Origin of the sequence: Streptomyces sp. NPDC021622 (genome assembly GCF_040640795.1) — a bacterium.
Lineage (GTDB): Bacteria > Actinomycetota > Actinomycetes > Streptomycetales > Streptomycetaceae > Streptomyces.
In genome coordinates this window covers 659,685-682,310 of record NZ_JBFACK010000002.1, presented here as the reverse complement: position 1 = coordinate 682,310, position 22,626 = coordinate 659,685, and the positions used below count along the sequence as shown (strand labels likewise).

Here is a 22,626-nt window from a genome sequence, read left to right as displayed (position 1 = left end):
GGTGAGTGGAGTGAGCGAGTCGAGCGAGTCGGGCGTCTGGGCGCCCCATGTGGTGACCCCGGACACCGCCGGTGTGCCGGCGACCCATGAAGGTCTGCTGGAAGCGATCGGCGACACGGCGAAGACGGGCGAACTGCTCCTGGCCGGCAAGGCCCTGGTCTTCCGCGGCTTCGGCACCTCCAAGGAGCAGGTCGACTCGGCGCTCGACCTGCTGCTGCCCAACCGCCTCGCCTACGTGCACGGCAACTCGCCCCGCACCAAGGTGGGCAGCAACGTCTACACATCGACCGAGTATCCGGCCGAGTTCACCATCTCGATGCACAACGAGCTGTCCTACGCCCGCCGTTGGCCATCGCGACTCGCCTTCTACTGCGAGCGGCAGCCCGCCACCGGCGGCGCGACCCCCGTGGTCGACGGCACGCTGTGGCTGAGCTCCCTGGACGAGGAGGTCAGGGCGGCCTTCGGTCAGGGCATCCGCTACACGCAGAACCTGCACAGCGGCTCCGGCTTCGGCAGGAGCTGGCAGGACACCTTCGAGACCTCCGACAAGGCCGAGGTCGAGGCGCACCTCGCGGACGCCGACGTCACCTGGGAGTGGAAGGCCGACGACGGCATCCGGCTGACCCAGCTGCGCCCCGCCACCGTCCGGCACCCGGTCACCGGCGAAGAGGTCTGGTTCAACCAGTTCGACCAGTGGCACCTCGCGGGACTCGACGACGAGACCGCGGAGATGCTCACCGAGCTCCTGCTGGAGGACGAACTGCCGCAGTCGGTGACCTTCGCCGACGGCACGCCCATTCCCGCCGAGTACGTCGCCCACGTACGCGACAACGGCCTCAAGGCCGCCGTGGACGTGGACTGGTACGACGGCGACCTGCTGCTGATCGACAACGTGGCCGTCGCGCACGGCCGGCGCCCCTACACGGGGCCGCGCCGTGTCCTGGTGGCCATGTCGGGGTGACCCGGCCTGCCGGATCCGGATCCACGTCGCGCGGGGAGAGACCGGCGCCAGAACCGCTGCTGTGAACATGAGGGGAACGCAAGAGATCATGGTGCCGTTGTCGTTTGCGCAGCGTCGGCTGTGGTTCCTGTACCGCTTCGAGGGACCGAGCCCGACGTACAACGTGCCGGTGGTGCTGCGTCTTTCCGGTGCGCTGGACACGGACGCGCTGCGGGCCGCGCTCGGCGACGTGGTGGCGCGGCACGAGGCGCTGCGGACCGTGTTCCCCGATGTGGACGGCCAGCCCTACCAGGACATCCGCCCGGTCGACGAGGCGCGTCCGGTGGTGGACACCGAGACGGTCACCGAGGCGCGGCTGCCCGCAGCGGTGGACCGGGCGGTGCGCCACTCCTTCGACCTGGCGGCCGAACTGCCCGTGCGCGCCGCCCTGTTGACGATCGACGACGCCGCGGACGAGCACGTCCTGGTCCTGGTGATCCATCACATCGCGGGTGACGGCTGGTCGATGGGGCCGCTGGCCCGCGACCTCAGCACGGCCTATGCGGCCCGGTGTGCGGGGCGCGCCCCGGCGTGGGAGCCGCTGCCGGTGCAGTACGCCGACTACACGCTGTGGCAGCAGGAGCTGCTCGGCGACGAGACCGACCCGGACAGTCTCATCTCCGCCCAGCTCGGCTACTGGAAGCAGGCCCTCGCCGGGCTGCCCGAGCGCCTCGAACTGCCCACCGACCGCCCGTATCCGGAACAGGCCGGGAACGACGGCGGCGCCGTTGCGGTGCACGTCGACGCCGAACTGCACCGCGCGCTGACCGCCCTCGCGCGGTCGCGTCAGACGACCGTGTTCATGGTGCTGCAGGCGGCACTCGGCGTGCTGTTGCACCGTCTGGGTGCGGGGACGGACATCCCGATCGGGACGCCGGTCGCTGGGCGTGGCGAGGAGGAACTCGACGATCTGGTCGGCTTCTTCGTCAATACGCTGGTCCTGCGCACCGATCTGTCCGGCGACCCGACGTTCGCCGAGCTCCTGGACCGGGTCCGTGAGACCGACCTCAACGCGTACGCCCACCAGGACATCCCCTTCGAGAGCCTGGTCGAGGCGGTCAACCCGACGCGGTCCCTCGCCCACCACCCGCTCTTCCAGGTGATGCTGGCCTTCAACAACACCCCGCGCACTGCACCGGACTTCGGCGACCTCAAGGCCACTCCTCAGTCCGTCCGTCTCCAGTCCGCCCGGATGGACCTGTCCGTCAGCCTCGCCGAGCGGCACGACGACGGCGCGACCGACGGCATCAGCGGTGTGATCTCGTACCGCACCGACCTGTTCGACCACGCCACCGTCACCGCCATGGCCGAACGGCTGATCCGCGTCCTCAAGAGCGCGGCCGCCGAGCCGGAGCGGCGCGTGGGCTCGATCGACCTGCTCTCGGACGACGAGCGGCACCTGGTCATCGACGCGTGGAACGACACCGCAACGCCCCACCTGCCCGGCACCGCCGCCGAGCTGTTCCAGGCGCGCGCGGCGGCCGCACCCGACGCGAGCGCCCTCATCGCCGACGGCACCCACGTCTCGTACGCGGACCTCAACGCCCGCGCCAACCGCCTGGCCAGGCTCCTGGTCGCGCAGGGCGTAGGACCCGAGCAGATCGTGGCCCTGGCGATCCCCCGGTCGCCGGACCTGATCGTCGCGCTGCTCGCCGTGCTCAAGGCGGGCGCCGCCTATCTGCCGCTGGACACGACCTACCCGGTCGACCGCATCCGCTTCATGCTGGGCGACGCCCGCCCCGGCCTCGTCCTGGCCCACTCCAGCGCGGGTGAACTCCTTCCGGAGCTGGACGGCACCACCGCCGTCGTCGTCCTCGACGACCCCGCCGTCCGGGAACGCCTCGCGGACCTGGACTCCGCCGACCTCACCGACGCCGACCGGGCCGGCGAACTCGACCTCGCCCACCCGGCGTACGTCATCTACACCTCGGGCTCGACCGGCACCCCCAAGGGCGTCACCGTCCCGCACCGGGGGCTCGCCAACTTCGCGCTCGCGCAGAGCGAGCAGTGGGGGATCGGTCCGGGCTCCCGGGTGCTGCAGTTCCTGTCGCCCAGCTTCGACGCCGCCGCGTCCGAGTTCTTCACGGCCCTCCTCACGGGCGCCGCGCTCGTACTCGCCGACGCGGACCGGCTCACGCCGGGACCCGAACTCATCGATCTCCTCGTCGACGAGGAGATCACGCACTGCACCCTGGTGCCCTCGGTCCTTCGCGTGCTGTCCGAGGAGCGGCTGCCGGGCACGCTGACGCTGATCGTCGGCGGTGAGGCCTGCGGCCCGGAGATCGTGGAACGCTGGTCCGCGGGCCGGAAGATGTTCAACGCGTACGGTCCGTCGGAGATCACCGTCTGCGCGACGCTGAGCGAGGCACTGTCGGGCGCCGAGGTGCCGCCGATCGGCCGGCCCATCGCGAACGTGCGGGTATACGTCCTGGACGAGGGCCTTGCACCGGTGCCGCCGGGTGTGCCCGGCGAGTTGTACGTGGCAGGCGCCGGTGTCGCGCGCGGCTATCTGAACCGGCCGGGGCTGACGGCCGAGCGGTTCGTCGCCGATCCGTACGGGCCCGCCGGGTCGCGGATGTACCGCACCGGGGACCTGGTGCGGTGGAACGCCGACGGCACGGTCCAGTTCCTCGGCCGGGTCGACGACCAGGTGAAGCTGCGCGGCTTCCGCATCGAACTCGGTGAGATCGAGGCGGCATTGGTGTCCTGCACGGGGGTCGCGGCCGCTGCCGCGATCATTCGTGAGGACCGGGCGGGTGACCGGCGGCTTGTCGGGTACGTCGTGCCTGAGAGCTCTGTCGTGCCGGATGGCTCTGTGGTGCCTGATGGCTCTGTGGTGCCGGACGGCACCGGCGTACCCGAAGGCCCCGTCGACGTGGGCCGGGTGCAGGTCGATGTGGCCCTGGTGAAGCAGGCCGTCGCCGCGCGGCTGCCGGAGTACATGGTGCCCGGGGCCGTGGTGGTCGTGGACACGCTGCCGCTGACCCCCCACGGCAAGCTGGACCGCAAGGCGCTGCCCGCACCCGACTACGCGCGCACCACCCCCGCCCGCGCACCCGGCACCCCGCAGGAGAAGACGCTCACCGCCCTCTTCGCCGACGTCCTCGGTCTGGACGCCGCCCAAGTCGGCGTCGACGACGGCTTCTTCGCCCTCGGCGGCGACAGCATCAGCTCCATCGTCCTGGTCAGCCGGGCCCGCGAACACGGCCTCGACCTCTCCCCGCGCGACGTCTTCAAGGACCAGACGCCCGAGGCACTGGCCCGCAGGGCACGCCCGCTCGGCGGTGACCGCGCCACGGGCGACGACGCCACCGACGCCGACCGCTCCGGCGTGGGCGAGCTGCCGCTGACGCCCGTCATGCACTGGCTCACCGAACCCGGCCACCCCTTCGACGCCTTCCACCAGTCGATGCTGGTGCAGGTGCCCGCGGGCATCGGCCGCGCACAGCTGTGCGACGCCTTGCAGGCGCTCGTCGACCACCACGACATGCTGCGGGCCCGCCTCGTGCGGGACGCGGCGGGCTCCGGCTCGGCGCTGCGGGTCCCGCCGCCCGGCGAGACGCCGGTCGATCCGCACCTCACCCGGGTGGCGACCGCCGGCCTCGACGAGGAGCGCCGCCGTGAACTTCTCGCCGACCACGCCGAGCAGGCACGGGACCGGCTCGCCCCGTGCGACGGGGTCATGCTGCAGGCCGTCTGGTTCGACAACGGCTCCGCGGAGCCGGGGCGACTGCTCCTGATGATCCATCACCTGGTGGTGGACGGTGTCTCCTGGCGCATCCTGCTGCCGGACCTCGCCATCGCCGGCGCGGCCGTACTCGCGGGCCGGGCCCCGGAGTTGGCGCCGGTCGGCACATCCTTCCGGCAGTGGTCCCGCAGGCTGACGGAACTGGCGGGGGAGGAGCGCGCCGTAGAGTCGCTGCCGCTGTGGACCGAGATGCTGTCCGGGGCGGAGCAGGGGTTGGGGCTTGGGCCGGAGTCGGAGTCGGCTCCGGAGCCGGAGCCGGAGTCGGAGCCGGGGCTTGGTGACACCGCCGAAGACGGTTCCGCGTACGACACCGCCGCCTCGCTCGCCTCGCTGCGTCTCACCGTTCCCGCCGAGCTCACCGAGGCCCTGCTCGCCCGCGTGCCCGCCGCGCTGCACTCCAGCACCAACGAGGTGCTCCTGACGGGGCTCGCCCTCGCCCTCGCGGCTTGGCGCAACGACCCCCGGCACACCGCCACCCTCATCGACCTGGAGGGACACGGCCGCCAGGACGCCTTCCCCGGTGCCGACACCGCCCGTACCGTCGGCTGGTTCACCAGCATGGCACCGGTCAGGCTCGACCCGGGAACCGTGCCCGCCGCCGACCTGCGCACCGGCGGGCCCGCGGTCGGCCGTGCGCTGCAACAGGTCAAGGAGCAGCTCCGCGCCGTCCCCGACAACGGCTTCGCCTACGGACTGCTGCGCCACCTCAACCCGGAGACCGCCCACACCCTCGCTCAACTCGCCGACCCCCAGGTCGCCTTCAACTACCTCGGCCGCTTCACCGTGCCCGCCCCCGGCGCCGACACCACGGCGGCGGACTGGCACCAGGTACCCGGTAACCCGTCGCTCGGCGGCCTCGACCCCCGTATGCGGGCGCCGCACCCCCTGGAGATCAACGCCGTCACCGTCGACTCCGCCGACGGCTCCGAACTGAGCGCCACCTTCAAGTGGCCTGAGGCCCGCTTCCCCCGCGACTCCGTCCAGGGTCTCGCCGACGCCTGGCTGGCCGCGCTCGACGCCCTCGCCGCCCACGCCGAAAGCCCCGCGCCCGCCGGCCGGACCCCGAGCGACCTCGATCTCGTGGACCTCACCCACGAGCAGATCGCCCGCCTCGAAGAGCACCACCCGGAGCTGTCCGACGTCTGGCCGCTGTCGCCGCTCCAGGAAGGCATGCTCTTCCACGCCATCGCCGACAGCGCGGGCCCCGACGTCTACACGGTCCAGATGGCGCTCCGCCTCGACGGCGCCGTGGACGGCAAGGCGCTGCGGGCGGCAGGACAGCGCATGCTGGAACGCCACGCCAATCTGCGGGCGGCGTTCCGCCACGAGGGCCTGGACCGCCCGGTGCAGATCATCGAGGACGGAACGCAGCTCCCCTGGCAGGACGTCGATCTTTCAGCACGCCCCGACGCCGCACTGGATGACTTCCTTGCCGAGGAGCGCTCCCGCCGCTTCGATCTCTCGCAGCCGCCGCTCATGCGGTTCGCCCTGGTGTGCCTGGGCGAGGAGCGCCACTGCCTGGTCATCACCCAGCACCACATCCTCACGGACGGCTGGTCCTCGACCCTCCACGTCAATGAACTCCTCGCCCTGTACCGGCTCTACGCGTCCGGCGGCGACGACTCCGCCCTGCCCAGGACGACGCCCTACCGCGACTACCTGACCTGGCTGGCGGAGCGCGACCGCACGGCCGCACTGGACGCCTGGACCCAGGCGATGGCAGGGGCCGAACCGACGTTCCTGGCGGCCGCCGCACCCACCGCGGAAGAAGGGCCGGCGCCCCTGCCCGACCGTCTGGTGTCCCACCTGGACGCGGACACCACCACGGCACTCGACGCCGAGGCCCGCCGCGCGGGCGTCACCCTCAACACCCTGGTGCAGTGTGCCTGGGGCGTACTCATCGGCCGGATGACCGGCCAGGACGACGTGGTCTTCGGCGCTGTCGTCTCGGGCCGCTCGCCCGAGATCCCGGGCATCGAGAGCATGATCGGCCTGTTCATCAACACGGTTCCGGTACGCGTGCGGATGGACGCCGACGAGACCTGGGCGGACCTCGCCGCCCGCGTCCAGGCGGAGCAGGGCGCCCTCCTTCCCCACCAGCACCTGGCCCTGACGGAGACCCAGCGGGCAGCCGGTCCCGGCAACCTGTTCGACACCGTCGTCGCCTTCGAGAACTACCTGGCCGACCGCACCGCCAAGCCCGTCGACGAGGCCACCGGACTGCGGGTCACCGGAGCCACCGGCCACGACGGCGCCCACTACCCCCTGAACCTCGTGGTCGTTCCCGGCCCCCGACTGCGGCTGCGCCTCGACTACCGCACCGACAGCTGCACCCGCCCGGACGCGGACGCCCTCCTCGACCGTCTGCTTCGCCTTCTGTCGGCGGTGGCGGAGGGTGCTGATCAGCGGGTGGGTGCGACGAGCCTGTTGGCCGCTGCTGAGCGTGAGCGTGTGGTGGAGGTGTGGGGTCGTGGTCCGGTGAGGGACGTGCCGACGGGTGCGGCGGCGTCGGAGGTCTTCGAGTCGTGGGCGGCGAAGGCGCCGGATGCGGCGGCAGTGGTGTCTGCGGATGGCGAGACGGTCTATTCGTATGGCGAGTTGAATGCGCGGGCGAACCGTCTGGCGCGGCTGCTGGTCGAACAGGGAGTGGGACCGGAGCAGTTGGTGGCTCTTGCGTTGCCGCGGTCTGCGGAGCTGGTGGTCGCGGTGCTTGCGGTGTGGAAGGCGGGTGCGGCGTATCTGCCGGTCGACACGGCCTATCCGGTGGAGCGGATCCGCTTCATGATCGAGGACGCCCGCCCGGCGCTCGTCCTCACCCACTCGACCACCACCGGTGAGTGGGCGGCCGGCACTCCCACGGTTCTGCTCGACGACACCGCCGTGCAGGACCGGCTGGCCCACCTGGAGCCCGCAGACCTGGCCACCGCCCCGGACCCCGCGCATCCGGCGTACGTCATCTACACGTCCGGATCGACCGGCGTGCCCAAGGGTGTGGTGGTGGCGCATGCCGGTCTGGTGAATCTGGTGGCGTCGTCGGGCCCGGAGCTGGGGTTGGGTCCGGGTAGTCGGGTGTTGCAGTTCGCGTCGCCGAGTTTTGATGCGGCGACGTGGGACTGGAGTCTGGCGTTGCTGTCTGGCGCGGCGCTTGTGGTGGCCGGGGCTGAGGAGTTGGCTCCGGGCGATGCGCTGGCGCGTGTTTTGCGTGATGCGGGCGTGACGTATTGCATGGTGCCGCCGTCGGCGCTGGGTGTTCTCGATGTGGCCGAGGTTCCCGCGTCGATGACGGTGGTTGTGGGCGGTGAGGCCTGCGGTCCGGACATCGCCGGGCGCTGGTCCCAGGGCCGTCTGATGGTCAATGCGTACGGTCCGACGGAGTCGACGGTCTGCGCCACGATGAGCGGACCCCTGTCGGGGGCTGTCGTGCCGCCGATCGGCCGGCCGTTGGGGAACGTACGCGCATACGTGCTGGATGCGGGGCTCGCCCCGGTGCCGTCGGGTGTTCCGGGTGAGTTGTATGTGGCCGGGGCGGGGCTCGCGCGCGGCTATCTGAACCGGCCGGGGCTGACCGCGGAGCGGTTCGTCCCCGATCCGTACGGCCCGCCCGGCGCCCGCATGTATCGCACCGGTGACCTCGCGCGCTGGAACACCGACGGCACCCTGCACTTCCTCGGTCGCGCCGACGACCAGGTGAAGCTGCGCGGCTTCCGCATCGAACTCGGGGAGATCGAGGCGGCGTTGGCGGACTGTCCCGGAGTGGCGAGTGCCGTGGCCGTCATCCGTGAGGACCGCCCCGGCGATCGCCGCCTCATCGGCTACGTCGTACCCGAAAGCGAAGCAGAAGTAGTAGAGCCGAGCCGGATCCGCCTCCGGTTGGCCGAGCGGCTGCCGGAGTACATGGTGCCCGCGGCCGTCGTGGCCGTGGACGCGTTGCCGTTGATGCCGAACGGGAAGCTGGACCGCAAGGCGCTGCCCGCTCCCGACTACACCGGCGGCAACGGACCCTTCCGCGCCCCGCGTGATGCACGCGAGGAGATTCTGGCCGGGCTGTTCGCCGAGGTCCTCGGCATCGAGCAAGTGGGCGTGGACGACGGGTTCTTCGACCTGGGCGGGCATTCGCTGCTCGCGATGCGCCTGATCTCCCGGATACGCGCCGTGCTGGGCGCGGACTTGGCCATCCGGGACCTCTTCTCGGCCCCCACTGTCGCGGCGGTGGCCAGTGCCCTGGACGCCGCGTCCGGACCGGCCGTCCGCCCCGCGCTGGTGGCGGCCGGCACCCGCCCGCAGCCGATGCCGCTGTCCTTCGCCCAGCGCCGCCTGTGGTTCCTCTACCGCCTGGAGGGCCCCAGCGCGACGTACAACGTCCCCGTCGTACTCCGCCTCACCGGCCCCCTGGACGCGGACGCCCTCCGCGCCGCCCTCACCGACGTCGTCGAACGCCACGAGGCCCTGCGCACCGTCTTCCCCGACGTCGACGGCCAGCCGCACCAGCAGATCATCCCGGCCGGCGAGGCCCGCCCCGACCTGACCGTCGAGGCGGTCGCAGGCGAGCAGGAGCTGGCCTCCGCCGTGCAGCGGGCGATACGGCATCCCTTCGACCTGGCGACCGAACTGCCCTTGCAGGCCCGCCTGTTCACCCTGAACGACGACGCTGCGGACGAGCACGTGCTCGTCCTGACCATCCATCACATCGCCGGCGACGGCTGGTCGATGGGTCCTCTTGCCCGTGACCTGAGCACCGCCTACGCCGCCCGCCGCGACGGCAAATCCCCGGACTGGACCCCCCTCCCGATCCAGTACGCCGACTACACCCTCTGGCAGCACCAACTCCTCGGCGACGACACCGACCCCGACAGCCTCCTCTCCGCACAACTCGGCTACTGGAAGCAGGCCCTGGCCGGGCTGCCCGAGCGCCTCGAACTGCCCACCGATCACCCCTACCCCGAGCAGGCCGGGTACGAGGGCGCGTCCGTCCCCGTACAAGTCGACGCCGAACTGCACCAGGCCCTGACCGCTCTCGCCCGCTCCAGCCGGACCACCGTGTTCATGGTGCTGCAGGCCGCCATCGGCGTCCTGCTGCACCGGCTCGGCGCGGGCTCCGACATCCCCGTCGGCACCCCCGTCGCCGGTCGCGGTGAGGACCAACTCGACGACCTGGTCGGCTTCTTCGTCAACACCCTCGTCCTGCGCACCGACCTGTCCGGCGACCCCACCTTCACCGAGCTCCTCGACCGCGTACGCGACACGAACCTCAACGCCTACGCCCACCAAGACGTCCCCTTCGAAAGCCTCGTCGAGGCCGTCAACCCGACACGCTCCCTGGCCCACCACCCCCTCTTCCAGGTCATGCTGGCCTTCAACAACACCCCGCGTGCGGAACTGGAGTTCGCGGGAGCTCGGGCCACGGTGCAGCCCGCCGCCGTCCATGCGGCGCGTACGGACCTGGCGTTGAGCCTGGCCGAGCGGCAAAGCGAGGGCGGTTCCCCGGGCGGGATCGTCGGCTCGCTCACCTACCGCACCGACCTGTTCGAGCCCGGCACGGCGACCGCGCTGGTCGAACGGCTGCTGCGCGTGCTGCGCACGGTCGTGGCCGAGCCCGCGCGACGTATCGCGTCCGTCGATGTCCTGTCCGACGGCGAGCGGCGCCGGGTCCTCGAAGAGTGGAACGACGCGGCCACGGCGGTCCCGTCCGGAACGGTTCCGGAGCTGTTCGAGGCTCAGGCCCGCGCCACCCCGGGGGCCACCGCCCTGATCGCCGACGGCACCCACATCACGTACGAAGAACTCAACGGCCGTGCCAACCGCCTGGCCCGGTTCCTGACCGGGCGCGGCGTGGGCGCCGAGCACATCGTCGCGCTCGCCCTGCCGCGCTCGCCGGAACTGGTCGTCGCGCTTCTCGCGGTGCTCAAGGCGGGCGCCGCGTATCTGCCGATCGACACCGGGTATCCGGTGGAGCGGATCCGGTTCATGGTCGAGGACGCACGCCCCACCCTCGTCCTCACCGATACCGATACCGACACCACCGCCACCGCCACCGCCACCGACGGCCTCTGGGCCGAGGGCACCCCAGTCGTCTTCCTCGACGAGCCGCTCCTCCAGGAGGAGTTGGCCGGGCTCGATGCGACCGGCGGCGACCCGGCCACCGCACCCGACCCCGAGCATCCGGCGTACGTCATCTACACCTCGGGCTCCACCGGCACCCCCAAGGGCGTCACCGTCCCGCACCGGGGGCTCGCGAACTTCATGGACGACATGAAGCGCCGGGTCGGTGTCCGCGAGGGCGACCGGTTCCTGTCCGTGACGACCATCGCGTTCGACATCGCGGGGCTCGAGATCTATCTGCCGCTGCTGTGCGGCGCGGCGGTCGTCCTGCCCGGAGCCTCGGTGGCGGGCGAGCCGCTCGCCCTGGCCGGCCTTATCGCCGACGCGTCGGTGACCGTCGTGCAGGCGACGCCCTCGCTGTGGCGGGAGCTCGCGGCGGCTTCCGGAGACGCGAAGGGCCTTGGCCTGCGCCGGATCCTGGTCGGCGGCGAGGCGGTCTCCGCGGCCCTGGCCGAGACCCTGCGCGGGCACGGCGGGTCCGTGACCAATGTCTACGGGCCCACCGAGACGACCATCTGGTCGACGGCCGCCGATCTGGACCGTCCCGGAGACGGGGCCGCCCCGTCGATCGGCCGGCCCGTCGCGAACACGCGGGTGTACGTGCTGGACGACCGGCTGCGTCCGGTGGCGCCGGGCGTCCCCGGCGAGCTGTACATCGCGGGGGCGGGCCTGGCCCGCGGCTATCTGAACCGGCCGGGGCTGACCGCGGAACGGTTCACCGCCGATCCGTACGGGCCCGCCGGGTCGCGCATGTACCGCACCGGCGACCGCGCGTGCTGGAACGGCGACGGCACCCTGCGCTTCCTGGGCCGCGCCGACGACCAGGTCAAGCTGCGCGGCTTCCGCATCGAACTCGGGGAAATCGAAGCGGCGTTGACGTCCTGCCCCGGTGTCGTAAGCGCCGCCGCCGTCATCCGCGAGGACCGGCCCGGCGACCACCGCCTGGTGGGATACGCGGTGGTCGAGGACGGCGCGGTCATCGACCAGCAGGACATCCGGGCCCAGTTGGGGCGCGGTCTGCCCGAGTACATGGTGCCGACGGCCGTCGTCGGGCTCGGCGAGCTGCCGTTGACGCCCAACGGGAAACTGGACCGCAAGGCGCTGCCCGCGCCCGACTACGCCGGTGCCGGGCCGACGAGGGCCCCCGGCACCCCGCACGAGCGGATCATCGCCGGTCTCTTCGCCGAAGTCCTCGGCCTGGACGTCGCCCGTATCGGCAGCGACGAGAGCTTCTTCGCGCTCGGTGGGCACTCGCTGCTCGCCATGCGTCTGATCGGGCGGATCCGTGCCGCCCTGGGCGCGCAGCTGCGGCCCATGGACTTCTTCGAGGCGCCCACCGTGGCCGGTCTCGCCGAGCGGCTGCGCGGCGCGGCCAAGGCACAGGGCGACGTCCTGCTGCCGCTGCACCTGGAAGGGGAGCGGGCACCGGTCTTCTGTGTCCACCCGGCGGGCGGACACAGCTGGGGCTACTACCACCTCAAGGACCATCTGCCGGCGGGCCACCCGCTCTACGGCCTCCAGGCCCGCACCCTGCTGCAGGACGCCGAGCCCCCGGCCACGCTCGCGGCGATGGCGGCGGACTACGTCGAGCAGATCCGCTCGGTGCGGCCCCATGGGCCCTACCACCTCGTCGGGTGGTCGTTCGGCGGCCTCGTCGCCTTCGAGATGGCCACCCAACTCCAGGAGCAGGGCGAGGAGATCGCGCTGCTCGCCCTCCTGGACGCCTTCCCGGAGAGCGCGGCGGACGACGGCGCCGATGCGGTGCCCGCGGACGAGGACAGCATGCTCAGGATGATCGCCGCGAACGCCGGATACGATCCGGCCGCCATCACCACCGTCGGTGCCGACGAGCCGCTGACCCCGGCCGCGTTGAGCGAGTTCTTCCGGCAAGTCGGCGCGGTCATGGCCAACTTGACCGCGGACGACCTGCGGACCTTCGCGCACACACTGCGGCACAACGCGGGCATCGGCGCCGCGTTCACCCCCGGTCTGTTCCGCGGCGACCTGCTCGTGCTGACCGCCGGGCTGCGCCGGGACGGCACGGAGACCGCACCCGCGAGGGGCCGTGACGCCTGGGCGGCGCACGCCACCGGGCGAATCGACGAGCACCGCGTCCCGTGCCGCCACGACGACATGCTGATGCCCCACATCCTGGAGCCGGTGGGAAAGATCGTCTCCCACGCCCTCCAGGACCCGGACACGGACCCGGACCATGACCCGGACCCGGACACGGACCCGAACCCGTAATCAAGCCCCACCTATCAAGGAGCAAGGAACATGACGAACCCCTTCGAGAACCCGGACGGCACGTACACGGTGCTCGTCAACGACGAGAACCAGCACTCGCTCTGGCCGGTCACCGTGGACGTGCCCGCAGGCTGGACCGTCGCGCACCCGAGCGACACCCGCGAGGCCTGCCTGCGCTTCATCGAGGAGAACTGGACCGACATGCGCCCGCGCAGCCTCGCGCAGCGCATGGCGGACAACTGACGACGGGGGACCGCCTCCCCTTCCACGAGCGCCCGCGCTCGCTGCCGCACCGAACGACTCCCCGGCACTGCGAACCAACCTTCCGCCGAGGAAGGGGAGATGAATGACACCCAAGGACAAGGGCTATGACCGTGCGCGGCACGGCATCCACAATCTGCGCCGCGCCGAGGTCATAGCCGACCCCCGGCGCTACTGGGCCGCGATATCCGAGCTTCCGCCCGTCTTCTACGACGAGGTGGGCGGCGTCTGGGTCTGTTCCGGTTACGCCGAGTCGGTCGAGATCCTCGCTCAGCACCGGGCGTTCTCGTCCGCCCGGCACCACGCCCCCGACGACCTCGCGGAGCGCGGCATGAGCGGCATCGTGCCGACCGCCGAGATGCTGTCCGCGCAGTTCCTCTTCAACGACCCTCCCGCGCACACCAGGATCAGGGACGCCCTGCGCGGCGAGTTCTCGCCGGCCAGCATGCGCCGGCACGACCCGGCCCTGCGGTCGATCGCCGCCGAGGTCCTTGACACGCTGCCCGGGGCCGGAACCATCGATCTGGTACGGGACTTCGCCGAGCGGCTGCCCGAGCACCTGATGACCCATCTGCTCGGCATGGCGGGCCGCGGCGCGGAACTCACCGAGTGGGCCGACTCCTACGAGCGCCTGCTCAGCAGCGTCTCCACCTTCCCGAGCCGGGCCGACCTGGAGACCATCCCGCTCCTTGAGAAGGCGCTCGCCGGACTGCGCCGGCTGGCCGCCGAGCGCCTCGCCGAGCCCGGCGACGACCTCGTCACCACGCTGGCGGTCGGACTGCGCGACGACTTCGACGCCGGTCCTTCGGGCGAACCGCCGGCCGAGCTCCTCGACCTCGTCGCCGCCAACGCGATGGTGCTTGTCGCCGGCGGCTACCAGACCCTGACCCACCTCGTCTCCACCGGGCTCCTGCTGCTCGCCGAACACCCGGAGCAGCTGCGGCGGTTGCGGGCCGACCCCTCGCTGGTCGACTCCGCCGTGTCCGAGGTGATGCGGATCGACGGGTCGAGCCAGTACGTGGGGCGGCACGCCGTACGCGACATCGAGATCGGCGGTGCGCGGCTGAAGGCCGGGGACGGCGTCCTCGTGCTGCTCGCCGCGGCCAACCTCGACCCCCGCAAGTTCACCGACCCCACCGCCTTCGACGTCGCGCGCGCCGAGGGCCGCCACCTCGGCTTCGGCTCGGGGCCGCACTACTGCCTGGGAGCGCCGTTCGCCGAGCGCCTTGCGCGCTGGGCGATCCTCGGATTCATCGAGCGCTACCAGGAGTTCGGCCTCTCCCCGGTGGAGCCCGAACCGGTGGAGTGGGGGCCGCACTGCAACACCCGCTCCCGGCACCAGGCCCTGGTGGTCGTCGGCTCCACGTCCGACGGCGCGGTACGGGACGGTGCGGTGGCCGTCAGTCCCGCGCGGTCCGAGGCCGCCGACGTGCTCCCGGAGGCGAAGCCGGTCAGCGACCTCGAACGGCACCAGATCGTCACCGAGTGGAACGACACCGGCGCCGACGAGCGGGCCGCCGACGTCTGCTGGCAGCTCCTCTTCGAGGACCGCGCCCGCCTCGCGCCGGACAGCACGGCGGTCGAGGACGAGGGCGTCACCTACTCGTACGCGGAGCTCGACGCGCTGGCCAACGGGGCCGCGCACCGGCTGCGTGACCTGGGCGTGGAGCCGGAGACGGTCGTCGCGATCAGCATGGAACGCTCCGTGCGGCTCATCGTGGCCGTCCTCGCCGTGGCCAAGGCGGGCGGCGCCTTCCTGCTGGCCGCCGCCGACTGCCCCGGCGAGCGCCTGAAGACCATGCTGGACCAGACGTCGGCGCGGCTCGTCATCGCCGACGACGCCACCGCCGAGCGGTTCGACGCGCTTGGCGTGCCGGCCGACGTGGTGAAGCTGCACCCCGGCGAGCGTGCCGCCACCCCGCCGATCACCGGTGTGGTGCCGGGGAACACCGCCTACGTGGTGTTCACCAGCGGCACCACCGGACGGCCGAAGGCGATCGCCAACAGCCATGAGGCGCTGACGAATCTGCACATCGCCCAGCGCAAGGTGTTCCGGCTGCGGCCGCAGGACCGGGTGCTGCAGTTCCTGTCGCTGAACTTCGACGGCTGTGTCTCCGAGGTCGTCCTCGCGCTCCTGAACGGGGCGACCCTCGTAATGGGCGGCAGCGCCGCCCTGACACCGGGACCGCCGCTGCTCCGGCTGCTGCGCGAACGGCGCGTGACCGCCGCCATCATGACGCCATCGGTCTGGTCGGTGCTCCCGCGCGACCCGCTGCCCGATCTGCGGATCGCGGCCTTCGCGGGCGAGCGGCTGCCCGGCGAACTCGTCCAGCGCTGGACGGCGAAGGGCCGGCGCCTGCTGAACCTCTACGGGCCCGCCGAGGCGGCGGTCTGGTCCACCTGGCACGAGTGCGTCGCGGGCGAGGAGGACCCGCCGATCGGCCGGCCGGTCCACGGCAAGCGTGTGTACGTACTCGACGACGAACGGCGGCTGCTGCCCGCGGGCTGCCCGGGCGAGCTGTACATCGCGGGCACGGGCATCGGCCGCTACCTCGGCCGCCCCGACCTCATGGACAGATCGTTCGTGCCCGACCCCTTCGCGGACCGGCCGGGCCGGCTGATGTACCGGACCGGGGACATCTGCGCATGGCGGGAGGACGGCTCTTTGGAGTACGCGGGCCGCCGCGACCGGCAGGTCAAGATCCGCGGACAGCGCGTCGAACTCGACGAGGTCGAGCGCGTCCTGGAGAAGGCACCCGGCGTCGCGTCCTGCCACGCCGTCGAACGCGACAACAGGCTGCACGCCCTCGTGGTGCCCGAACGCCCCGGCTCCTGGCGGGAGTCGGAGGTGCGCGGCTATCTGGCCGAGCACCTCCACGGCGGCATGATCCCGGCGACGTTCACCGTCCTGGACCGGCTGCCGCTCACCACGAACGGCAAGGTGGGGGAGGCCGACGTGGCTCCCGATCACACCAGGCCGGAGCCGGAATGGGAGCCGGAGCCGGAGCCGTCGCCTCAGCCGAGCAGTTGGAGCCCACCGCCGCCCAAGTGGGAGTCGACGCATGCCACTTGGGAACTCGCCCGGCTCTTCTCGTCGTGCCTGCGCGTTCCGCAGGCCCAGGTGAAGCTGGACACCGACTTCTTCTCGGCGGGCGGCGATTCGCTGGCCATGGCCGAGTTCATGGCGGCCGCCGAGGACCGCTTCGGCGTGGTGATCGACGTACAACGGCTGCTCGACGACCCGACCCTGGCCGGTCTGGTCCGTCTGCTGGGCGAGGAGCGGGAGACACAGTGAAGTCGACAGAGAGACAGGCCGCGGCGGCCGGCGCGGCGAAACGCGCGCGGCCGGCCGTCAGCAAGGTCCGCGGCGGGACGGACACGACCGCCCGGCCGGTCGTGATCGTGCACGGCTCCATGGACCGCAGCACCGGTTTCCGGCGGGTGAGCGACGAGCTGCCGGACCGGACGGTCATCGGATACGACCGGCGCGGCTGGGGCCGGTCGCGGCCGCTCGGCGGCGCGGGCGTCGACCACCAGGCGCACGTGGACGACCTGCGCGAGATCCTCGCCGAGCTGTCCGCGCCGGTCGTGCTCGGCCACAGCTACGGCGCCCTGGTGGCGATGGCCGCCGCGGCGGCGGAACCGTCGCTGGTCGCGGGCATCGTCGCCGTGGAACCGCCGGTGCGCTGGCTGCCCTGGTGGCCGGCCGTGGACCCCTGGGAGGAGACCGTGCGCGGCGCCGCCACCGAGGGCGGGCCGGAGCGGGCGGCCCGCGCGCTGCTCGCCGAACTCCTCGGCCCCGCAAGCCGGTTGCACCTGGCCCGCACCCAGCCGTCCGACCTCGCCGCGGACGGTGCGGCCCTGATCTCCGAGATGACGGACCCCACCGTCGACGTACCGCGCTTCGATCCCCTGACGTTCGCGACGCCCACCGTGGTGGCGGCCGGCACGCGGTCCGCGCCGCACCACCGTGAGGTGGCGCGCCGCCTGGCGGAACTGCTGCCGCACGGCAGGTTCGCCGAGATCGCCGGCGCGGGCCACGCCTCCCACGTCACCCACCCGACGGAGGTGGCCCGCCTGATCGAGGAGCTGGCCGCGCCACCCTCCATGACGACCCCGACACCCACCCCGACACCCACCCCTACGACCGCCCCGACAGAGGAGCAGCCCCGATGATGCCGCGCGCACTTGAGAACACCGTCTACGGACTCATCTCCACCCCGGTGCTGCACACAGCCCTCAAGCACGGCGTGTTCGCGTCCCTCATCGAGCAGGGCCCGGACACCGTGCCGGGCCTGGCCGAGCGCCTCTCCACCGACCCCGACACCCTGGAGCGCATGCTCCTGGTCCTGACGTCCCTCGGTGTCGTAGAACGCTCCAAGGACGGAGAGTTCGCCCTGACCGCCGATGCCGCGCCGTTCCTCGACCACCGCAACAGCCGGTACCTGGGCGGCTTCATCGAGCACCTGACGGTCGAGACGCAGGGCCGCCTCACCCGCCTGGACACCTACCTCGCCGATGGCAAGCAGAGCGGCGAGGCATCGCCGTTCGACGACGTGTACCGCGACAGCGAATCGCTGCGCGCGTTCATGCGCGCGATGTGGGACCTCAGCTTCGGCATGTCGCAGGAGCTCGCCGCCCTCGCGGGCCTTTCCGGGACGACGCACCTGGTGGACGTCGGCGGCGCCACCGGCCCGTTCGCGGTGGCGGCGCTGCTCGCCGAACCGGGCCTGCGCGCCACCGTCTTCGACATGCCCGCGGTCGCACCCCTGGTCGGCGAGGACGCCGAGGCACGACCGGTCGTCGACCGGCTCGGCTTCGCCGGGGGCGACTTCTTCGCCGACGAACTCCCGCGGGGCGACTGCCTCGCCTTCGGCTACATCCTCTCCGACTGGGACGACGACACCTGCGTACGGCTCCTGGAGAAGGCGTACCGTGCCTGCGACACGACGGATGGCCCGGGCAGGGTCCTCATCATGGACCGCCTCTTCGACGACGACCACACAGGACCGCTGGCCACCGCCGCGATGAACCTGGTGATGCACATCGAGATGGCGGGCCGCCACCGCACGGCCGCGGAGTTCATCGCCCTCCTGGAACGCGCGGGCTTCACCGACTGCGAGGTACGCCGCAGCAGCGCCGAGAAGCACCTGGTCATCGGCCACAAGAAGGCCTGACCGGCAGGCGCCCCACCTCACCCTGCCTTCGGGGCAAGTCCGCCGAGCGCCGCCCCCAGCCGGCGCGCCCCCTCCGTCAGCTCGGCGTGATCGGCGGTCGCCGCGAACCCGATGCGCAGGTGGGCCGCCGGCGGCTCGGCGGCGAAGTAGCGGACGCCGGCGCTCACGGCGACGCCGCGCTGCCGGGCGGCGGCGGTGAGGACGGTGTCGTCCACGCCCGGCGGCAGGCGAACCCACAGGTGCAGCCCGCCCGTCGGCAGACCGGCCAGGGTCGCGCCCGGCAGCTCCTGGGTGAGCGCGGCGGCCAGTACGGCGCCGCGCTCCCGCAGCGCCGTACCGAGCGAGCGGACATGCCGGTCCCAGGACGGGGAGCTGAGCACCTCAAGCGCCGCCTCCTGGAGCGGGCGCGTGACGAAGAAGTCGTCGACCAGGCGCACCGCCCGCATCCGCTCCATGACAGGACCGCGGGCCACCAGGGCTCCGATCCGCAGGCTCGGTGCGGCGGGCTTGGTGAGTGAGGTGACGTGCACGACCGTGCCGTCACGGTCGTCGGCGACCAGCGGTCGCGGCACCGCGCCGCCGTGTCCCAGGTGCCGCGCGAAGTCGTCCTCCAGCACGAACGCGCCCGACGCGCGCGCCACATCGAGGATCTGACGGCGCCGTTCGGGCGTGAGCACGGTGCCGGTCGGGTTCTGGAAGGTCGGCTGGCAGTACAGCAGCCGTGCCCCGGTCATCGCGAACGCGTCGGCCAGCATGTCGGGCCGCAGGCCGTCGGCGTCGAGCGGTACGGGGACGGGCCGCAGCCCCGCGGCGCGGGCGGCGGCAAGAGCCCGCGGATAGGTGGGGGACTCGACCAGGACCGGGCTGCCGGGCGCGGCGACGGCGCGGAACGCGATCGACAGGGCGCTCTGCCCGCCGGCGGTGATCAGCACGTCGTCCGCCGTCACGCTGCCGCCGACGATCCGGGCGAACACGGTGCGCAGCGCCGTCAGGCCGCTTGCCGGGGCGCGGTCCCAGGCGTCCGGACGGCGTGCCGCCCGCGCAAGTGCCGCGCTCAGGGCCCGAGTTGGTTGCAGCGAGCGGTGCACATAGCCGCCATCCAGCGTGATCGTCCCGGCCGGTGGCGGGCCGAGCGGGTCGGCGATCAGATGCGTGTCGACGGCGCGGTCGGTGAGGGCGACCGTCTGCCAGTCGGTGGCCGTCCCGCTCCCGTCGGCCTCGTCGCGCTGCCGGCCCCGCTGTGCCGCGTACGTCCCGCTGCCCGGACGGGTCACCACCACGCCCTCGGCGGCCAGCGCGGCGATGGCCCGTGCCACGGTCGCCGGGCCGACCCGGTACTCCTTGGTCAGCTCCCGGCTGCTCGGCAGCCGGTCGCCTGGCGAAAGCCGGGAGACCAGCGCACGGAGCCTGTCGGCCAACTCGACAGAAGTGCTACTGTCATTCATGAGAGACAACAGTAGCGCTTCTGGTCCTGCTCGGGAAGCACTTCAGAAGGCACCTCAGGGAACGCTTCAGGCAGCACCTCAGGCAGCACCCCAGGGCCAACTCCCGCTGGACGTAGCCGCTTTGCGGGCCGACACCCCCGGCTGCCGCAATGTCATCCACTTCAACAACGCCGGCTGTGGGCTCCTCGCGGCCCCGGTCCTCGACGCCATGGTCGGCCATCTGCACCTCGAAGCCCGGACGGGCGGCTACGAGGCGTCGGCCGCCCGTGCCGCCGAAGTCCGCGAGTTCTACACGGAGCTCGCCGCCCTCATCAACACCACGCCCGACAACATCGCCTTCGCGGGCAGCGCCACCCACGCCTACGCCAACGCCCTGTCCTCGATCCCGTTCGAGCCCGACGACGTCATCCTCACCACCCGCGACGACTTCGTCTCCAACCAGATCGCCTTCCTGTCCCTGCGCAAGCGCTTCGGCGTACGCATCGTCCACGCGCCCAACACCCGGGAAGGCGGCGTCGACGTGGCGGCGATGGCCGTCCTGATGCGGACCTACCGCCCCCGCCTGGTGTCCGCCACCCATGTCCCCACCAACTCGGGCCTCGTCTCACCGGTCGTCGAAATCGGCCGCCACTGCCGGGAGTTGGACCTGCTCTATCTGGTCGACGCCTGCCAGTCGGTGGGCCAGTACGTCATCGACGTGGAGGAGATCGGCTGCGACTTCCTCACCGCCACCTGCCGCAAGTTCCTCCGCGGCCCCCGCGGTTCCGGATTCCTTTACGTATCCGATCGCGTCCTGCGCGCGGGCCGCGAACCGCTGTTCATCGACATGCACGGCGCCCGCTGGACCGAGCCGGGCGGCTACAAGCCCGTGGCGACGGCGGCCCGCTTCGAGGAGTGGGAGTTCCCCTACGCCACGGTGCTCGGCAGCGCCGCCGCGACGCGCTATGCCCGGGAGGTCGGCATCGAGGCCATCGAGCGGCGCACCCCCGCCCTCGCCGCCCGGCTCCGCGACCGGCTCGCGCCGATCCCGGGGGTGCGCGTGCTCGACCGCGGCCCGCGCCTCGCCGCGCTCGTCACCTGCGGTGTGGCGGGCTGGCAGCCGGAGCCGTTCAAGGCCGCCATGGACGCCCGCGGCATCAACTCGGCGATCAGCTACCGGGAGTTCGCCCAGTTCGACTTCGGGGACAAGGACGTCGACTGGTGCCTGCGCCTGTCGCCGCACTACTACAACACCGAAGAGGAAGTGGACCACGTCGCGGACGCGGTCGCGGAACTCGCCGCCCAGGGACGGCGATGACCGCCACTGAGACACGCACAAGCATCGAGGAACCGCCCCCGCAGAGCCTGTGGCGCAACGGCGACTTCCTCAGATTCTGGCTCGGCGAGACCCTCTCGCTCCTCGGCACCCAGGTCACGAACCTCGCCCTGCCGCTGACCGCGATCATCGCGTTCGACGCCACCGACGAGCAGGTCGGCATCCTGCGGTTCCTGCAACTCGTCCCGTACCTCGGCCTCGCCCTGGTCTTCGGGGTGTGGGTGGACCGGGCCAGGCGGCGGCGGATCATGCTCGGCGCCAACGCCGTCCGGATGATCCTGCTGACCCTCGTCCCCGTCCTGTACTGGACCGACGCGCTCAGCCTGGCCTCGCTTCTCGTCATCGCCTGTGCCGTCGGCGTCGCATCGGTGCTCTTCGACGTGAGCTGGATGTCGTACGTACCCGCGCTCGTGCGCGACCCCAAGCACTATGTCGAGGCCGGCGCCAAGATGGGCATGAGCTCATCGGCGGCCGACGTGGCGGGGCCAGGGCTCGCGGGTGTCCTGGTCGGCGCCCTCACCGCGCCCGTGGCGCTGATCGTCGACGCCTTCTCGTATCTGGTGTCGCTGATCTCGCTGCTGCTGATCCGCACACCCGAGCCCCGCCCCCAACCGCCCGCCGCACGACGGCACTTGCCCACCGAACTCCGGGACGGCCTGCGCCTGGTCCTGAAGAACCCGGTCCTGCGATCGCTGGCCCTGATCGGGTTCTGCTGCAACTTCTCCATGATCACCGTATGGACGATGTTCCTGCTGTACGGAACACGCGACCTGCACCTGGACTCGACGACCCTCGGCGCCATCTTCGCCACCGCCTCCGTGGGCGGACTGATCGGAGCGGCGATCTCCCGCAAGGTGATCCGCCGCTTCCGGCTCGGCCTCGTCTACCTCGTCGCCCAGTCGGCCCTCCTCATCGGACCGACGCTGATCGTCCTGGCCACAGGACCCCGGCCGGTGATGGTGGCGATGTTCATCCTGTCCTTCTTCACCACCTACCTCGGACTCGGCGTCGCGGGCGTCATCATCGTCAGCCTGCGCCAGGCGAGCACCCCGCAGTCGATGATGGGCCGGATGACGGCGGTCTTCCGGACCCTGCTGTTCGGCGGCGGGGCGCTCGGCGGCCTGTTCGCGGGCCTGCTGTCCGGCCGGATCGGCGCGCGGGGCGCCCTGACCGTGGCGGCGATCGGCTCCGCCGCCGTACTGATCGCGCTCGTCCTGTCCCCGGTGAGCCGACTGCGCGCCCTGCCGTCGGCGCCGGAGGAACCCGCCGTGGCGGCAGCGGAGGGGCGGGCCGCCGACTGAAGAGCGGACGGCCTGGTGCGGTGTCACCCGGGT

9 protein-coding genes are annotated in these 22,626 nt (G+C 72.0%); 8 read left to right on the top strand and 1 reads right to left on the bottom strand.

The features are described 5' to 3' along the window. Positions 1-10: 10 nt before the first annotated feature. The 6 genes from AB0G47_RS07300 (at position 11) to AB0G47_RS07275 (ending at position 18,532) form a co-directional block, all read left to right on the top strand. Complete coding sequence (locus tag AB0G47_RS07300) at positions 11-961, top strand: TauD/TfdA family dioxygenase (protein ID WP_360764985.1); 951 nt, start codon at positions 11-13, stop codon at positions 959-961. Positions 962-1,028: 67 nt separating this feature from the next. Further along, on the top strand, positions 1,029-13,094 hold the full coding sequence (locus tag AB0G47_RS07295; RefSeq protein ID WP_360764982.1) for an amino acid adenylation domain-containing protein: 12,066 nt from the start codon (positions 1,029-1,031) through the stop codon (positions 13,092-13,094). A gap of 30 nt (positions 13,095-13,124) precedes the next feature. After that, on the top strand, positions 13,125-13,337 hold the full coding sequence (locus tag AB0G47_RS07290; RefSeq protein ID WP_360764980.1) for an MbtH family protein: 213 nt from the start codon (positions 13,125-13,127) through the stop codon (positions 13,335-13,337). A 103-nt stretch (positions 13,338-13,440) separates the two neighbouring features. Continuing rightward, positions 13,441-16,650, top strand: coding sequence for an amino acid adenylation domain-containing protein (locus tag AB0G47_RS07285; protein ID WP_360764976.1), 3,210 nt, complete (start codon positions 13,441-13,443; stop codon positions 16,648-16,650). Then, positions 16,647-17,531, top strand: coding sequence for an alpha/beta hydrolase (locus tag AB0G47_RS07280; protein WP_360764974.1), 885 nt, complete (start codon positions 16,647-16,649; stop codon positions 17,529-17,531). The genes AB0G47_RS07285 and AB0G47_RS07280 overlap by 4 nt, the downstream gene beginning before the upstream one ends. Further along, positions 17,528-18,532: a methyltransferase gene (locus tag AB0G47_RS07275; RefSeq protein ID WP_360764971.1), complete on the top strand. Its 1,005-nt coding sequence runs from the start codon at positions 17,528-17,530 to the stop codon at positions 18,530-18,532. The genes AB0G47_RS07280 and AB0G47_RS07275 overlap by 4 nt, the downstream gene beginning before the upstream one ends. 17 nt (positions 18,533-18,549) lie before the next feature. On the opposite strand, the gene AB0G47_RS07270 is transcribed toward AB0G47_RS07275, so the two are convergent. Further along, positions 18,550-19,977: a PLP-dependent aminotransferase family protein gene (locus AB0G47_RS07270; protein ID WP_360764968.1), complete on the bottom strand. Its 1,428-nt coding sequence runs from the start codon at positions 19,975-19,977 to the stop codon at positions 18,550-18,552. Between the two features lie 121 nt (positions 19,978-20,098). On the opposite strand from AB0G47_RS07270, the gene AB0G47_RS07265 reads away from it, so the two are divergent. Continuing rightward, entirely contained in the window at positions 20,099-21,274 is a 1,176-nt protein-coding gene (locus tag AB0G47_RS07265) for an aminotransferase class V-fold PLP-dependent enzyme (protein WP_360764966.1), read from the top strand. After that, positions 21,271-22,593, top strand: coding sequence for an MFS transporter (locus tag AB0G47_RS07260; RefSeq protein ID WP_360764963.1), 1,323 nt, complete (start codon positions 21,271-21,273; stop codon positions 22,591-22,593). Before AB0G47_RS07265 ends, AB0G47_RS07260 begins: the two co-directional genes overlap by 4 nt. Positions 22,594-22,626: the final 33 nt, after the last annotated feature.

Coding starts and splice junctions, on each gene's coding strand:
- AB0G47_RS07290 (WP_360764980.1), top strand. CDS start 13,125: ATGACGAACCCCTTCGAGAACCCGGACGGCACGTACACGGTGCTCGTC.
- AB0G47_RS07270 (WP_360764968.1), bottom strand. CDS start 19,977: ATGAATGACAGTAGCACTTCTGTCGAGTTGGCCGACAGGCTCCGTGCG.
- AB0G47_RS07275 (WP_360764971.1), top strand. CDS start 17,528: ATGATGCCGCGCGCACTTGAGAACACCGTCTACGGACTCATCTCCACC.
- AB0G47_RS07260 (WP_360764963.1), top strand. CDS start 21,271: ATGACCGCCACTGAGACACGCACAAGCATCGAGGAACCGCCCCCGCAG.
- AB0G47_RS07295 (WP_360764982.1), top strand. CDS start 1,029: ATGAGGGGAACGCAAGAGATCATGGTGCCGTTGTCGTTTGCGCAGCGT.
- AB0G47_RS07285 (WP_360764976.1), top strand. CDS start 13,441: ATGACACCCAAGGACAAGGGCTATGACCGTGCGCGGCACGGCATCCAC.